Here is a 14353-nt window from a genome sequence, read left to right as displayed (position 1 = left end):
CGCCCCGAGAGGACATAGGAGCGACGAGGAAGCTGGCAGCAGGTGATCGTCGCCCCGGACAGGGAGTGCGACGATCGATGGATGCCTTCGAAGAACTGGTGGCGGAAATATTGCGCGCCGACGGCTGGTGGGTGCATCACGGCTACCGGATCTTGCTCAGTACCGAGGAGAAGCGCGCGCTCGACAATCCCTCGATGCCGCGACCCGAGATCGATCTCGTCGCCTACAAGGCGGGAACAGGCGAACTGCTCGCGCTCGAATGCAAGAGCTATTTCGACAGCGGCGGCGTGCATGCCCGCGATTTGCTGGGTGGCAAAAACGCGCAGCGCTACAAGATGTTCGTCGATGCGCGGTTGCGCGAAGTGGTGCTCAATCGCCTGATCGCGCAGCTCGTGGCGAGCGGGTCAGTTATTGGCGCGCCGGTCGTCAAGCTGGGACTGGTCTACGGCCATGCGACCGAGGGCAATGCCGCGATCATTCAAAAGCATTTTGCCGAAAACGGCTGGCTCCTCTTCGGGCCTGACTGGCTGCGCGGCCACCTCCAGACGATGGCGCTGCAGTCCTATGACAACCAGATCGCCAGCGTGGTGGCAAAGCTGCTGCTGCCGCGCTCGACGAGAGCGATGGAGGCGGCAGCATGAGACGCGCGAAACGCACATTGCTCGCGTTCACTCTGCTGGCCACGGCGGGCTCTCTGCCGGCCCCAGTCATAGCCAAGGAGAAGCCACCTTCGGTTTCCTATGATCCCTATACCCGTACCACCACGATCTCGGGACAAGGGCACATGCATAATGCGTTCTTCGATCTCGACAAATGGAGCTACTGGCTGAGCGCAGCAATCGTGGACGGCGTGCCGCGAAATCCCGTGCTGATGGTCTCGACCGATACTCCGGAATGGTATTTCTTCGATCAGGCGGCGGATAGCGACGGCAACCGACTGCCAGTCATCAAGGGCAATCAGGACATCCGCATCGGCGGCGTCCACGAACTGTTCGGGATCGAACTCACCCCGGCCTATCTCAAGCAGCATCGCACAACCGGCTTCAACTTCAAGATGATGGGCAACAAGGGTGCCCGTATCCTCATTGTACCACCCGAAGTCATCGCTGCCTTCGAGCCGGTCTGGCTGGCCGAGGTCGAGAAGGCGGGCGGGTTCCGGGAGGATCTCGCGGCAACGCAGCGCGCGATAGCTCCAACGCCTCATCAGAACGCGCAAGCCGCCTCAGCTGGTGCCAGGAACGCAGCATCACAAGGCGGCTTGGGTATTGCCTTCGCCTCGCTGCCGCAGGGCATTCTCATCACAGCCGTAGCTCCGGGCAGCAGGGCCGAGCGGGGCCACCTGAAACCCGGCCAGTTCGTTACAGCCATCAACGGCACCGGCCTGGCTGGCATGAGCCAGTCCGAGGTGCAGACGCTGCTCAAGGCCAGCACCGGCATCACGGTGTTCAGTGTCGCTGGCATCGGCGACCTCACGGTCGCGCCATGAGCGACAGGATGAAGACCACCCCTATCTGAACATCGATCAACAGGGAGACCCAACCTCATGCGTATATTGAAATTTGCCGTCGCCATTGCCGCTGTTGCGCTCTCTGCTCACGCGGAAGCGAAAGTGAAAATCGTCGGCACAATCGCACCCGGCACGCAATATGTGAGCTTCACCGGCCCCAATCCCTATATCAACGATACGATCCCGCTTCTGGGTTGGCTTCGCGTGCGGTTCAACCGGCCGGTCACCGGCTATTTCTCGGGCGATGGCGAGGTCTACGTCACCTCCTACGATGCCGACGGCAATTACGTGTGGGACGACAACGCGGGCGAAGGCGGTTCGATCCTGTTCACCAACGAGCGGGTGAGGGACGTAAACTTCACCGTCACTGACTTCCCGCCCGCAGAGCCGGGCGGCCATATCGACGCCAGCAGCACCGGCTTCAACTATGAATTCATCCTCTATGGTCTCGATCGGCAGGTGCGCTACAGCATCACCTCGATCCGGCCCGGCGCAATCCCCGAGCCCGCCACCTGGGCCATGATGATCGCGGGATTTGGCGGGATCGGCGGAATGCTGCGGCGGCGCAGGCGCGGGATGCTCCGGCTTACCTCCTGATTGCGGAGTCAAGGCCAACATAATCCACCGCGAGAACCCTCCAACTCACACCTGAGATGGAAGCCACCCATCAGTCGTAACGACGATAGGCGCCGGACGATTATGTCCAGGCTATTTCATATCCCATATCCTGCGATATTTAGGCTCGGTGGTGACGTCTTTGACTTGGTTATGGATTCTGGTCGTGCCATAGCGTTCGGCAAGCCCTTTGCGCTCATTTGTTCCCCACTGCCGCCGCAGTTCCGGCCCGCAATGGCTACAGGACATAACTAGCTTGGCCTCCTCTTTCTCGAGCCTTTCCACCTCGGCCTCATCTTCGGGGGAGATATCATTGGTCTTACAGAATATGTCCATGATCTTGTTATAGACCTTCTCCGCGTCCTCTTTGGCGCGCTGACCCTCGTCGGCTTGCGGTAGAGCACCATAACGGTCGAGGATCTTGAACAGTGCTTCGACATCGCGCGGCTTGCCGGAGCGAATGGTCTGATTGAGCGCCGATGTGACAGCCAATTCCAGCCTCGTCATCCTTTTTCCATTGACCAACATTCTTTCGTCCCGGACCCGGGCGACGATTTCCGCCGGCGTCTCCTCGGGTTTGCGCCGCCGCTTGTTGCCGGACTGTCCGGGCAGGAACTGGCTATGCTTGGGCGGCTTCTTGTAGCCGACCTCATAGTCTTCCGTCTTGCGATCAGCCATGATCTCCCTCCATCGCGATGTCGTTGAAGCTCCGCCCGGAGTCGATGTCGATCGCCTGTTTGCCAGTCCAGTCCTGCCAGCGGCGTACAGCGAGGTCGACATAGAGCGGATCGAGATCCATACCCCTGAAGATCCTTTGGGTGCGCTCGGCCGCGATGAGCGTTGTGCCCGAACCCAGAAAGCCATCATAGACGATCTCGCCACGCACGCTGCTGTCGATAATGGCTTCCGCGATCATCTCGACTGGCTTTGGCGTGGGATGGCCTTTCAACATGTCACCTTCGCGCCCTTTCCGGCTCGACGCCGCACAAGGCCAGTTCCAAACATTGGACCGATCCCGACCATGGCGCCCGAGCTCAATATTGTTGCGATGGGACGCACCGGACATCGCCTGAACCAGCACCAGCTCATGCTGCGACCGATAGAAGCTTCCCATGCCAGCCCGGTCTTTCGCCCAGACGCATAGGTTCACCGGTTTCCCGAACACCGGTTCTGCTGCGTGTTGCAGCAGGAAGAGGCTCCGCCAGTCAATGAACAGATAGACAAGCGCTCCCGGCTTCAGTGCCGTGGCGAGGGTCTGGCAAAAGCGCGCAAAGAAGTCGCGTAACTCCTCGTCCGACATCTCGCCCGAGCCCTGCACGAACTCGCGATGCGCGCCTTTCTTCGCGACAAAGCCGTCAACCTTGCAGCCGAAAGGCGGGTCATTGAGTGCAACCGAGATCCTCTCGTCGCCGAGGACACGATAAAGATCCTTCTCTGACGTCGCATCACCACAGAGCACTAGATGATCCCCGCATTGCCACAAGGCTCTTGGCCAGGACACCGGCTTTGTCTGCAATTTGGGTATCTTGTCGGCTTCCCCTGCGAATGTGCTGGCACCGATCAGGCGATCGAGCTCGCCGGGCGCAAAGCCGATAACACCGGCAGAGAAGTCCTCGATGTCACGCTCGAAGGTGAGAAGCGCAGCCTCCATCGCCTCGCCATCCAAGCTGCCCAGCGTCTGGATCTTGGAGATGGCGGTACCAAACAGCAATGCTTCAGTGTCGGTGAGCCCCGACTGGACAATCACCCGGATCGTCTTGCGCCCCAGTGCACGTGCCGCTTCGACGAAAACGGCACCCGACAGAATACCGTCTCCGTCATTGATCATCACCGGCAGCCCGCGGTTACCAAATCTTGCAACCACACCCTTCGCACGCTCGACATCCGCGTTGCTGTACTTATGGGGATGTCCAGAAAGGGCTCTCAGCGCATCAACCGGGCGCTCCACCAGCGCCGATAGATTGCCTCCGAGCCTCGGAAATATATTCAGTTCACCTGTTTTCAAACTCATGTCTGTTCCCCTTAGAATCAATGGGAACAGACCAATGGTACAGCAAATTTGTATGTTTAAAGGAAAATCGTCAGGAGCTGCGTTTTTTCTTCGGACGACCGGATTTGAGCTGCGTTTCTGATCTGAACGCCAAAGGCATAGGCACGCCAAGCTGTTTGGCCTCTTCGGCATACCTCCGCTTTATCTCATAGAGCGCCACACGGCGGCGCGCCTTCTTCTGGGGCATAAGCGCATTGGCTTCTTCGTCCAGTACATAGGATTTCGTCGCCAGATCCAGCTTCAAGAATGTCACGCCCGCTTCGGCAGCATCAGTGAAGCTCCAGCCTTGATTGACGAGGGTTGTCGCCACGGCAAGCCGTTCCAACTGGTACGGCGATGGTGGGTGGCCCTTACCGCGACGTGGGGTATCGGAAAGTGGATCGGACATGATGAGTCTCCCTGTTGGCGGCAAGCCTAATTGGCCATCCCCAAGAAAAGCAATCCCCCCTCCCTGCGAACCAAAGCACCTCTTGCCTAAAAGCCGGTTCAACTCTCCCTAAAGCCTGCCCCAGCTTCCCTAAAGGCCTGTTCAAATTCCCTAAACACGCGACAGGGAATTTCTCCGAAATTCGAGCTCAAAATCAGCAGCATGGCTGGGCATTATAACAGCTGAACCAGCCGCTTTTTTGAAGAATTCCCTAAAATTGCGCGTTTAGGGAATTCCGCAAAATACAGCGAGGTATCGGTAACTTACGTTGAAGCTTGACAGCGAGCCGCAAACCTAGGAAATCCGCTGCATTGCGGGTGTAGCTCAATGGCAGAGCAGAAGCTTCCCAAGCTTACGACGGGGGTTCGATTCCCCTCACCCGCTCCAGCTTCCAATCCAAGGTTCGATGAGCACCTCTCCCGCCGGGAAGGCGTCTGAGCTGCCCGCCGAGTCCTCAGTCTTCCGGTGCGATCGTGACGCGCAGGCCTTCCAATGCGCTGGTGACAGGCACCTGGCAGGAGAGGCGGCTCTGTTCCGTCTTGTGGTCAGAGCTGTCGAGCAGATCATTTTCGTCTTCGCTGCGGGGCGGCAGCGCGCCGGCAAAGGCAGGATCGATATAGACGTGGCAGGTGGCGCAGGAGCAGCATCCGCCGCACAGTGCGAGCAGCTCATCCATCCCGTTGTCGCGCAAAGCCTCCATCACGCTCGTGCCTTCGGTGGCCTCGATCTCGCTTTGCTCGCCAGCACGATTCACAACAACAAGCTTAACCATTCACTCTGCTCCAGCCTTGGCTCTCATTCACAGCCCCCTTAGCCTGTTCTGGCAGGATTTCAAGCTGGCGGCGCTCGGTTTGTGCCGCTAACAGTCTGGCCATGGTTCACACGTCCGCCGCCCTTAACCGCAGCATAGATGCGCTGTGCATGATCGAGCCGGGACTGGCGCGCGCGATCGAGCGGCTGGGCTATCCGGAGCCGCGCGTGCGGGCGACGGGCTATGACACGCTTTTGCGCACCATTGTCGGCCAGCAGGTGAGCGTGGCGGCGGCGGCGGCGGTGTGGAACAGGCTGGAAGCATTGCTGGGCGAAGGGTGCCCGCCCGAGACATTGCTGGCGCAAGACTATGATGGCCTGCGCGCCTGCGGTCTTTCGCGGCAGAAGCAGGGCTATGCCCGCAGTCTGGCAGAGCTGGTGGTCTCGGGAGGGATCGACCTGCACAATTTGCCCGAAGACGATGAAGCAGCGATCGCAGAGCTGGTAAGGATAAAAGGCATAGGCAGATGGTCGGCCGAGATATACCTGCTGTTCGCAGAGGGGCGTGCAGACATCTGGCCCGCTGGCGATCTGGCCGTGCAGATCGCGATTGGCGAGCTGGTGGGCTTGGAAGCCCGCCCGAGCGAAAAGGAGTTGCGCGCGATCGCGGAAGCCTGGCGGCCGCACCGCGGCGCGGCAGCGATTCTCGCCTGGCATCATTATAACGGCGCGACGCTCTGATGATCGTCGACGTGTCCGGCCTGGCGTGCATCCGGGGCGGAAGGAATCTCTATTCCGGCGTCTCCTTCGCATTGGCGGGTGGAGAGAGCCTGCGCGTGAGTGGGCCGAACGGCGTGGGCAAGTCCAGCCTGCTCCGGCAGATATGTGGTCTGCTTCCCTGCCGCTATGGGAGCATATGTCTTGACGACGAGCGCGGTGTCGCTCTGGCGGATGAGCGCCCCGCGCTGGACCAGGAGCGCCCGCTACGCGATGCCCTCATGTTCTGGGCCAGGCTGGATGGCGCCGGGCCAGAGCGGGTGGATGAGGCGATCGCGCTCATGGCCCTCGGAGCGCTGGCGAAACTGCCTGTGCGGATGCTATCTACCGGCCAACGCAAGCGCGCGGTGCTGGCACGCGCCATCGCTTCGCCCGCTCGGCTCTGGTTGCTGGATGAACCGGGTAACGGGCTGGACGACGCCTCGCTCGATGCACTCGGGCAAGCCATGGACGCGCATGTCGCGCAAGGCGGCGCGATCATTGCCGCTTCGCACTTTGCCCTGCCCCACCGCTTCACCCACACGCTTGATCTGGCGGAGCACACCAGGTGACGCACGCGCTGTGGCCCATGATTCGAAGGGACGTAGCGGCGGCTTGGGGTGGCGGGGGGCTGTGGCTGCCGGTCATCTTCCTCGTGCTGGTCGCCAGCCTCTATCCGTTCGCGGTCGGCCCGGATGCGCGATTGCTGAACGCTACCGGCGGCGGCGTACTGTGGATCGCAGCGTTGCTGGCCGCCCTGCTCCCCATCGATCGATTGATCACACCCGATGCGCAAAACGGCCAGTTCGACCAGTATCTCGTGCGCGGCATTTCCGACGAGAGTATCGCGCTTGCCAAAATGTTGGCTCACTGGATCGGGTTCGGACCCCCGCTGATGATCGCGGCGTTGCCGGCCGCCGCACTGCTTAAGCTCGATGCGGGCACAGTGATGCGGCTCGAGGCGGGATTGGCGATCGGCACGCCCGCCCTGGCCGCACTGGGCGTGCTGGTGGCCGCCCTCACGGCGGGCCTGCGCAGCGCGGGCGCGCTATCGGGCCTGCTGGCGCTGCCCCTCGCCGTGCCGCTGCTGATCTTCGGCGCCGGCGCTCTGCACGAGGGGTCTGGCGCGGCACTCAAATTTCTCGCGGCGATATCGCTGCTGCTGGTAGCGATCACGCCGATTGCAGCAGGGGCAGCCATGCGCGCAGGGCGGGAGTAGACGCTGGGCCGGGCGGAGAAGATCCCCGCCCTCCCCTTGGACTTTATTACAGCCCGTCAAGCCCCTTGCTGACGAGAATATTCACCGCCACCCGGCGATTCTGGGCTTTGCCTTCATCGGTATCGTTGCTTGCGAGCGGATCGGCCTCGGCCATGCCGGTCGGGGTCAGCATGCGATAGGGCTTCCACCGGCATGCCTGCTGAAGGTAGTTGATGACGCTGCTAGCGCGCCGCTCGCTCAGCACCTGATTATATTCCTCGCTTCCGACCGAGTCGGTATAACCGACGACCAGCATCAGCGCATTGTTGGTGCCCTCGGCCTGCGTGGCGGCGGCGCACAGCTCTGCCTTGGCTTGCGGAGACAGCGCGGCCTTGCCGGTGTCGAAATAGACGTTCGTGGTGTTCTTGATATTGTACTTGTCAATGTCACCCATGCGGCCACGCAGCGCCTCGGTCGCCGCTGCCTGTTCCTCAAAGCGCTGATTGGTGCCGTTGCGGATCATCGTGGCGGTCTTGAGGTCGTTATTCTTGAAGCTGATCTGGCTCGCGTAGAGGCTCCCGTCCGCCGCCTGCATCGTCTTCACGGTAACCGGGATGCCGTTGAGCAGCGATTCCGCGCCGAGCTTCTTGCTGCTGCCGAACAGGCCGCTCGCGGCCTTGACCTTGGTGGCATCGTTGAGGGTGATGACAGAGCTGTTTCCATCGGCGGTAGTCACCTTCATCTTGTCACCGCTGCGCGCGGTGATGGTGCCTTTGACCTCCGGCCCCTGGGTCATCACGGGCGCCGGATCTTGCGCCTGCGCGCCGTTCACGATGATGTTGGGATCGACCACCGGCTCCTGCTGCTGGGCAGAGAGACCTCCCCACGCCGGCAGCGCAAGCGCGGCGAGGGGTAATAAGAGGTGGGACCTTTTCGAACGTACATGCATCTGAGACACTCCTTCCATTCCTGTAGACCTCCCCCGACTGTTCGCGTTAACCTTTCCCGTAAATGAACGCTCCAGCCGCGATAAACCGTGCGGTGACGGTTTGACCCGAAGGTGCGACGAACGGAGTGAAGATAAGCGTATCGGCCGTATTTTCGGCTGTCTGTGGAGGTAGTCGCGCTTAGCGCCCGCTCCACCGCGCCCAGATTGCAGTGGGGAGCAACAGCCCGCGCGCTTCCTCGCGCACGGCCAGCTCTCCACATTCAATGGTGCCGGGCAGGTCCGCGAAGATCTGGTTCAGCAGCTCACCGATGGCGAGCGCGGACATGCGCACCGCATAGACAGTGAGGAATAGAAAGCGGCTGTCGGCATCCAGCAGCCTGCGGCAATCGGCCACCAGCGGCGCGAGATGCTCCTCCAGCCGCCATACTTCGCCATCCGGCCCGCGGCCATATTTGGGCGGGTCGAGGATGATACCGTCATAGCGCCGCCCGCGCCGTACTTCGCGTGCAACAAACTTTTGCGCATCGTCCGTGATCCAGCGCACGGGGGCGTCCGCCAACCCGGAGAGCGCCGCATTCTCGCGGGCTGCCGCCACGGACTTTTTGGACGCGTCGACATGCACCATCTGCGCGCCGCTCGCCGCGAGCGCAAGCGTGCCGACGCCGGTATAGCCGAACAGGTTCATCGCGGCGGGGCTTTCCATGCCTTCAAGGCGCCCACGCATCCAGTCCCACACCGGCGCCATATCCGGGAAGAAACCGAGATGGCGGAACGGCGTGCACGAGGCGGCAAAGCTTACCTCCCTCCACGCGAGCGGCCAGCTTTGCGGTAGGCTGCGATCCTCCCAGTACCAGCGGCCGCCGCCCTCCTCATCCGAACCGGGCACGAACTCTGCATGGGCCTTCCAGTCCGGCGAGGCGGGCGCCCACAGCGCCTGCGGCTCGGGCCGGATAAAGCGATAGGGGCCATAGCGCTCCAGCTTGCGCCCATGACCGCTGTCTATCAGGCCATAGTCGGCCCACGGTTCGCCGATGAGCGTGGAGAGGTTCACTGCCGTGCGGTGGCGAGGCCCGCGATGTGGGCGGTGACGGCCTCATAGGTCGCGGGAAGGCGCGTATATGCCTCCTCGCGGTCGAACAGCGTACCGACTCGTGCCGGCATCGAAGGCCGCACGCTCGTAGCGCGCTCCACCGCATCGCGGAACTTCGCGGCATGGGCAGTCGCGAGTGTCACTACCGGCACATCGGCCGGGAGGTCATCCGCCGCCAGCGCCGCCGCCAGACCTATCGCGCTGTGCGGGTCGATCACCTGGCAGGCGGCCTCATAGGCCCAGCGCAACGCGAGGTTCATGCCATCCGAATCGACACGATGCGAGGTGAAGAGCTTCGAGGCCCCTTCCCGCTGCGCATTGGTGAGGCGCATCGCCTTGCTCGTCTCGAACCCGCACATCTGCTCGGCCAGCGCCAGCCCGTCCCGCCCGCCGACATCGAACAGCAGCCGCTCGAAGTTGCTGCTCACCTGAATGTCCATGCTCGGCGTCGCGGTCGGCACCACCTGCCCCTGGCTGTAGTCGCCGTCGGCCAGCGCGCGGTGGAGAATGTCATTCACATTGGTGGCGACGATGAGGCGCGCCACAGGCAGACCCATGCGTGCCGCGACATGGCCGGCGAACACGTCGCCGAAATTGCCGGTCGGCACCGAGAAAGCCACCTCGCGTTCCGGCGCGCCCAGCCGCACGGCGGCGTAGAAATAATAGACGACCTGCGCCATCAACCGTGCCCAGTTGATGCTGTTGACGGCGGAAAGATTGTGCTTCGCGCGGAAGTCCGCATCGTTGAACATCGCCTTTACCAGCGCCTGCGCATCGTCAAAGCTGCCGTCTATCGCAATGTTATGGACATTGGGCGCCAGCACGGTCGTCATCTGGCGGCGCTGCACGTCCGATACTCGCCCATGCGGGTGCAGCATGAAGATGTCGATCTTGTCGCGCCCCGCCACCGCGTCGATCGCTGCGGAGCCTGTGTCGCCCGATGTCGCACCGACAATCGTGATACGGTCCTCGCGCCGGGCGAGAAACGTCTCGAACAACAGACCCAGCAGCTGCAGCGCCACGTCCTTGAAGGCGAGCGTCGGGCCATGGAACAGTTCCAGCAGCCACTGGCGATGGTCGAGCTGCACCAGCGGCGTGACTGCCTTGTGGGCGAAGCGGCCATAGGCGGCGGTGCACAGCTCGCGCAGTTCGTCCTCGGTCAGCGATCCGGCCACGAACGGCAGCATCACGCGCACTGCCGTCTCGACATAAGACAGGCCGGCCATCGCGCGGATCTCGTCGGCGGAGAAGGTCGGCCAGCTCTCCGGCACATAAAGACCACCATCGGTTGCGAGACCGGCGAGCGTCACATTCTCGAAGTCCAGCGCCGGTGCGCTACCGCGTGTGCTGATATATTTCATGGGGCAGCGGCCTAGCGTGGCGCGCCTGATCGGGCAAGAATTAAGAGTCCGCCCCGGCTCTGGTTTCGCGGCGCTTGAGAGCCAGCACGTATATGACGAACGCGACGGCGGCAAACAGGAACCACTGAACGGCATAGCTGCGGTGGTTGTTGGGAATGTCGTCGGGGCTCGGCAATGCGGTGGGCTTCAGCTCCGCTACTGGCGAGGCCGCGGCCACCAGCATTGGGCGCAGCACCACCTCCGGCCCTGTAAGCTGCTGGATGAGAGAGCGGTGATCCGGCTCCTTGCTGATCCAGCCTTCGATGTTGCCGCCAGCCCAGCCGGGCTTCATATCCGGCCTGCCCCCGATACCGAGCGCCACCAGCGCCCCCTGCCCTTCCGCCCCGGTGGTGCACCGGGCGATGTAGCGGAAGCCTGCCGAGCCATCCGCCGCGCGGCCGGCCTCCACCTGCCACCCGACCACGCGCAGACAATGCAGCGAAGACCGGCGGAAGGTCACCTCCGGCGTGACAGGGCCAACGGCGGGAAAGGAGCGCGGCGCCAACGCGGGGTTATGACGCACCTCGGCGATCAGCGCCTCTTTCTGTCCGGCGCGTTTCAGCTGCCAAACACCCAGCATGATCATCGCTGCGACGGCAGCGAGGACCAGCAGCGTCGGGAGCAGCGGCCATGCGCGGGGCAGCCAGCGCGTCATGCGTCCCCGCCGTCGCGCGGGTCGGCGGGTTTCGCCAGCACGCCTTCCGCCGCCTTGTTCTTGTATTCGAGTGTGAGCAGCATCGCCTTCGCCACCCTTAGCGAGCCAACCACGCAGGCAACGGTCAGCACCGGCCACAGCAGCAGATGGACGACCAGCGGCGGGTGCACGCTAAACTCCAGCGCCAGCGCAAGGCCCAGGATCAGCCCGCCGACGATCAGCGTCAAAAACGCGGCCGGGCCGTCGCCGACATTAAACTGGCGATAGTCGAGGCCGCACATGCGGCAGCCGTCGGCAAAGCGTACCGGCGAAACAAAAAGGGTCTGAGCGCCGCATCGCGGGCACAGACCCTTTGCAGATGCCAGGAGCAGCGGGGCGGGCGGCGTCGCCTGATCGGTCATCGCGCGCCCGGTCCCATAGCTATCAGCCGCCGTGAACCGGCGCGCCCCATCCGCCCCACACATAGATGGCAGCGAAGAGGAACAGCCACACCACGTCGACGAAGTGCCAATACCACGCAGCGGCTTCGAAGCCGAAATGCTGACGGGGCGTGAAATGACCCTTGTTGGCGCGCACAAGGCAGACGATCAGAAAGATCGTGCCGACCAGCACGTGGAAGCCATGAAAACCGGTCGCCATATAAAAGGCAGAGCCATAAGGCGTCTCACCAAAGGCGAACGGGGCGTGGACATATTCATAGGCCTGGATGCTGGTGAACAGCATGCCGAGCAGGATGGTCGCAAGCAGGCCCTTTTTGAGGCCCTCCCGGTCGCCATGGATCAGCGAGTGGTGCGCCCATGTCACCGTCGTGCCCGAGCACAGCAGGATCAGCGTATTGAGCAGCGGCAGCTCGAATGCGTTGAGAACCTCGATATCCTTGGATGGGAACAGCCCCTCGATCGGTTCGAGCGCGGAGGGGAAGAGCGAGAAATCAAAAAATGCCCAGAACCAGCCGACAAAGAACATCACCTCCGAGGCGATGAACAGGATCATCCCGTATCGCAGGTGGAGCGAAACCACCGGCGTATGATCGCCCGCATGGGCCTCCTTCACGACGTCCGTCCACCAGAAGAACATGGTGGCGAGCACGCCCGCGAGGCCCAGGTAGAACACGGCGGCGCCGGCATTGCCCATCTGCTCCGGGTGCATCCACATGATGCCGCCCATCGCCAAAGCGAGCGCCGACATAGAGCCCATGAGCGGCCAGATGCTCGGCGGGAGAATATGATAATCGTGGTTCTTGGCGCCTGCCATATGCTCTCTTCCCTGTTCACCAGATAATGGGTTGAAACGTCCTTAGCTCCGCTTTTCGCTCGGCTCAACAGGATTGAATGTGTAGCTCAAGGTAATCTGCTGCGTATCCTTGTTGTCCGGATCATCGAGGATCTTCGGGTCTACATAATAGATCACCGGCATCCGCACTTCCTGCCCCGGCTGAAGCGTCTGCTCCGTGAAGCAGAAGCACTGAATCTTGGTGAAATAAGCGCCTGACTGGGTCGGCGTTACGTTGAAAACTGCCGAACCCGTAATCGGCTTGTCGCTCATGTTCTTCGCTATGAAAGTGGTGAACGAGCGTGCCCCGATCTGCACCGTCTGCGTGGTGTGTTCCGGCCGGAACTGCCATGGCATGCCGGATGCCACGTTCGAATCGAAGCGTACCGACATGGTTTTGCCCGGCACTGGCTTCACGCCTGTGTCCGCCTCGGCCCGCTGAGTAGTCCCGCCAAAGCCGGTAACCTGGCAGAAATACCGGTAGAGCGGTACCGATGCGAAACCGAGGCCGAACGCGCCCAGCGCGATGGAAAGCGCCATGATCGCGGTGCGGCGGATCTTCGCCTGAACAGGGCTATCAAATGCTGCGACCGCTGACTGTGCCATGAGAGACTAGCCCTTACCCGTCATCTTTACGATGGAAATTGCGAAGACAAGGATCACAAACGCCGCCAGTGCCAGCGCCATCACCTTGGCGCGAGCCTGCTGGCGGGCGCGGATCTGCGGCTCATCGAGCTGCGGCTTGCTGTCATCCGCGCTCATACGACAATCCAGCAGTCTACCACGATCGCGCCGAACAGAATAAAAAGATAAAGGATGGAATAGCGGAACAGCGCGCGCTCCGCCCTCATCTTCGCGGGCTCCAGCTCCAGCGAGCTGAATACGCGAAACGCCAGCACGGCGAACACCAAAGTCGCCGCCAGCGCAACGGTACCATAGAGCGCGCCGGTCAGCCGCAGCAGGACCGGCGCAAATGCAGCCACCGCCATGATTGCCGTATAACCCCAGATCTGACGGCGCGTTTCGCGCTCCCCCGCGACCACGGGCAACATCGGAATCCCGGCGGCGGCGTAATCGGGCCGCACATAGAGCGCGAGCGCCCAGAAATGCGGCGGCGTCCAGAAAAAGATCAGGCAGAAGAGCGCGATCGGCAGCGCCGAAACGTCACCCGTCACCGCCGCCCAGCCGATCACCGGCGGAAAAGCGCCCGCCGCGCCACCGATCACGATGTTCTGCGCAGTGCGCGGCTTGAGCCAGATCGTATAGACAAAAACATAAAAGAGGATCGAGACGGCGAGGATCGTCGCCGCGAACCAGTTGAGCGCGAGGCCCATCAGGATCACCGAGAAGAAGGAAAGGCCTACGCCGAAATGCAGCGCGGACTGTCGCTCCATCCGTCCGGCAGGAAGGGGGCGGGCAGCGGTGCGCTTCATCAGGCCGTCGCTGTCTGCCTCCACCCACTGGTTGAGCGCTGCGGCAGCGCCGGCCCCTAACGTGATGCAGAGGATCGCAGTGAAGGCCAGTATCGGGTGGATTTTCCCAGGCGCGGCCAGCAGACCGCACAGGCCGGTGAACACGACCAGCGTCATCACGCGCGGCTTGGTCAGCGCGACGAAATCGCGCCAGTCGGCGGTGAGAATGGCTGGGTTCGTCGTCGCGGTCATGGTCGTCATGGTCATTGCGC

At 62.3% G+C, this 14353-nt stretch carries 18 protein-coding genes, 1 tRNA gene and 1 pseudogene; 7 read left to right on the top strand and 13 right to left on the bottom strand.

From position 1 onward, the window contains the following. The first annotated feature begins 77 nt into the window (after positions 1 to 77). The 3 genes and pseudogenes from OOT33_RS00600 to OOT33_RS17830 form a co-directional block, all read left to right on the top strand. Positions 78 to 641 (top strand): hypothetical protein, encoded by a 564-nt coding sequence (locus OOT33_RS00600; protein ID WP_307748030.1) that lies wholly within the window; start codon positions 78 to 80, stop codon positions 639 to 641. Next, positions 638 to 1486 carry a PDZ domain-containing protein gene (locus tag OOT33_RS00595; protein WP_307748029.1) on the top strand — a complete coding sequence of 283 codons (849 nt, stop codon included), beginning with the start codon at positions 638 to 640 and terminating at the stop codon, positions 1484 to 1486. Before OOT33_RS00600 ends, OOT33_RS00595 begins: the two co-directional genes overlap by 4 nt. A 510-nt stretch (positions 1487 to 1996) precedes the next feature. After that, positions 1997 to 2104 (top strand): annotated as a pseudogene (locus OOT33_RS17830) (PEPxxWA-CTERM sorting domain-containing protein); the annotation flags it as partial. Positions 2105 to 2215: 111 nt separating this feature from the next. Here OOT33_RS17830 and OOT33_RS00585 read toward each other — a convergent pair. From OOT33_RS00585 to OOT33_RS00575, 3 genes are read right to left on the bottom strand one after another with little or no spacing between them, the layout of a single operon-like run. Continuing rightward, the gene (locus tag OOT33_RS00585) at positions 2216 to 2800 is read right to left on the bottom strand and encodes a DUF5681 domain-containing protein (protein ID WP_307748027.1); all 585 of its coding nucleotides are present in this window, start codon (positions 2798 to 2800) and stop codon (positions 2216 to 2218) included. Next, positions 2793 to 4304, bottom strand: a complete 1512-nt coding sequence (locus OOT33_RS00580) for a DNA methyltransferase (protein WP_307748026.1) — start codon at positions 4302 to 4304, stop codon at positions 2793 to 2795. Before OOT33_RS00580 ends, OOT33_RS00585 begins: the two co-directional genes overlap by 8 nt. Next, on the bottom strand, positions 4204 to 4560 hold the full coding sequence (locus OOT33_RS00575; RefSeq protein WP_307748025.1) for a hypothetical protein: 357 nt from the start codon (positions 4558 to 4560) through the stop codon (positions 4204 to 4206). Before OOT33_RS00575 ends, OOT33_RS00580 begins: the two co-directional genes overlap by 101 nt. 352 nt (positions 4561 to 4912) lie before the next feature. On the opposite strand from OOT33_RS00575, the gene OOT33_RS00570 reads away from it, so the two are divergent. Beyond that, positions 4913 to 4986 (top strand) — tRNA-Gly (locus OOT33_RS00570). Positions 4987 to 5053: 67 nt separating this feature from the next. Here the strand turns inward: OOT33_RS00570 and OOT33_RS00565 are convergent. After that, a complete protein-coding gene (locus OOT33_RS00565; RefSeq protein ID WP_307748024.1) occupies positions 5054 to 5371 on the bottom strand; it encodes a 2Fe-2S iron-sulfur cluster-binding protein in 318 nt (105 codons plus the stop codon). Positions 5372 to 5472: 101 nt separating this feature from the next. Here OOT33_RS00565 and OOT33_RS00560 point away from each other — a divergent pair, with 101 nt between their 5' ends. The 3 genes from OOT33_RS00560 to OOT33_RS00550 are packed head-to-tail and all read left to right on the top strand — an operon-like array spanning position 5473 to position 7324. After that, complete coding sequence (locus tag OOT33_RS00560; RefSeq protein WP_307748023.1) at positions 5473 to 6090, top strand: DNA-3-methyladenine glycosylase 2 family protein; 618 nt, start codon at positions 5473 to 5475, stop codon at positions 6088 to 6090. After that, positions 6090 to 6677 (top strand): heme ABC exporter ATP-binding protein CcmA, encoded by a 588-nt coding sequence (ccmA, locus tag OOT33_RS00555; protein ID WP_307748022.1) that lies wholly within the window; start codon positions 6090 to 6092, stop codon positions 6675 to 6677. The genes OOT33_RS00560 and ccmA overlap by 1 nt, the downstream gene beginning before the upstream one ends. Before the next feature lie 17 nt (positions 6678 to 6694). Further along, entirely contained in the window at positions 6695 to 7324 is a 630-nt protein-coding gene (locus OOT33_RS00550; protein WP_307748021.1) for a heme exporter protein CcmB, read from the top strand. Positions 7325 to 7370: 46 nt separating this feature from the next. On the opposite strand, the gene OOT33_RS00545 is transcribed toward OOT33_RS00550, so the two are convergent. From OOT33_RS00545 to OOT33_RS00505, 9 genes are all read right to left on the bottom strand, one after another. Next, the gene (locus OOT33_RS00545) at positions 7371 to 8252 is read right to left on the bottom strand and encodes an OmpA family protein (protein ID WP_307748019.1); all 882 of its coding nucleotides are present in this window, start codon (positions 8250 to 8252) and stop codon (positions 7371 to 7373) included. A gap of 178 nt (positions 8253 to 8430) precedes the next feature. Beyond that, the gene (locus OOT33_RS00540) at positions 8431 to 9303 is read right to left on the bottom strand and encodes a class I SAM-dependent methyltransferase (protein ID WP_307748018.1); all 873 of its coding nucleotides are present in this window, start codon (positions 9301 to 9303) and stop codon (positions 8431 to 8433) included. Beyond that, positions 9300 to 10703, bottom strand: a complete 1404-nt coding sequence (gene thrC / locus OOT33_RS00535) for a threonine synthase (protein WP_307748017.1) — start codon at positions 10701 to 10703, stop codon at positions 9300 to 9302. Before thrC ends, OOT33_RS00540 begins: the two co-directional genes overlap by 4 nt. 40 nt (positions 10704 to 10743) lie before the next feature. Then, positions 10744 to 11397, bottom strand: coding sequence for an SURF1 family cytochrome oxidase biogenesis protein (locus tag OOT33_RS00530; protein WP_307748016.1), 654 nt, complete (start codon positions 11395 to 11397; stop codon positions 10744 to 10746). Continuing rightward, complete coding sequence (locus tag OOT33_RS00525) at positions 11394 to 11798, bottom strand: DUF983 domain-containing protein (RefSeq protein ID WP_307748015.1); 405 nt, start codon at positions 11796 to 11798, stop codon at positions 11394 to 11396. Before OOT33_RS00525 ends, OOT33_RS00530 begins: the two co-directional genes overlap by 4 nt. 22 nt (positions 11799 to 11820) lie before the next feature. Beyond that, on the bottom strand, positions 11821 to 12651 hold the full coding sequence (locus OOT33_RS00520; protein WP_307748014.1) for a cytochrome c oxidase subunit 3: 831 nt from the start codon (positions 12649 to 12651) through the stop codon (positions 11821 to 11823). Between the two features lie 42 nt (positions 12652 to 12693). Then, entirely contained in the window at positions 12694 to 13275 is a 582-nt protein-coding gene (locus tag OOT33_RS00515; protein ID WP_307748013.1) for a cytochrome c oxidase assembly protein, read from the bottom strand. 6 nt (positions 13276 to 13281) lie between these two features. Then, positions 13282 to 13431, bottom strand: a complete 150-nt coding sequence (locus OOT33_RS00510) for a hypothetical protein (protein WP_307748012.1) — start codon at positions 13429 to 13431, stop codon at positions 13282 to 13284. Then, entirely contained in the window at positions 13428 to 14342 is a 915-nt protein-coding gene (locus tag OOT33_RS00505) for a heme o synthase (protein ID WP_307749255.1), read from the bottom strand. Before OOT33_RS00505 ends, OOT33_RS00510 begins: the two co-directional genes overlap by 4 nt. Positions 14343 to 14353: the final 11 nt, after the last annotated feature.

It is taken from the genome of Sphingobium sp. DEHP117, from assembly GCF_030867385.1.
GTDB lineage: Bacteria > Pseudomonadota > Alphaproteobacteria > Sphingomonadales > Sphingomonadaceae > Sphingobium.
Note: the sequence above shows the minus strand (reverse complement) of the source record. Positions and strands in the feature narration are given on the sequence as shown.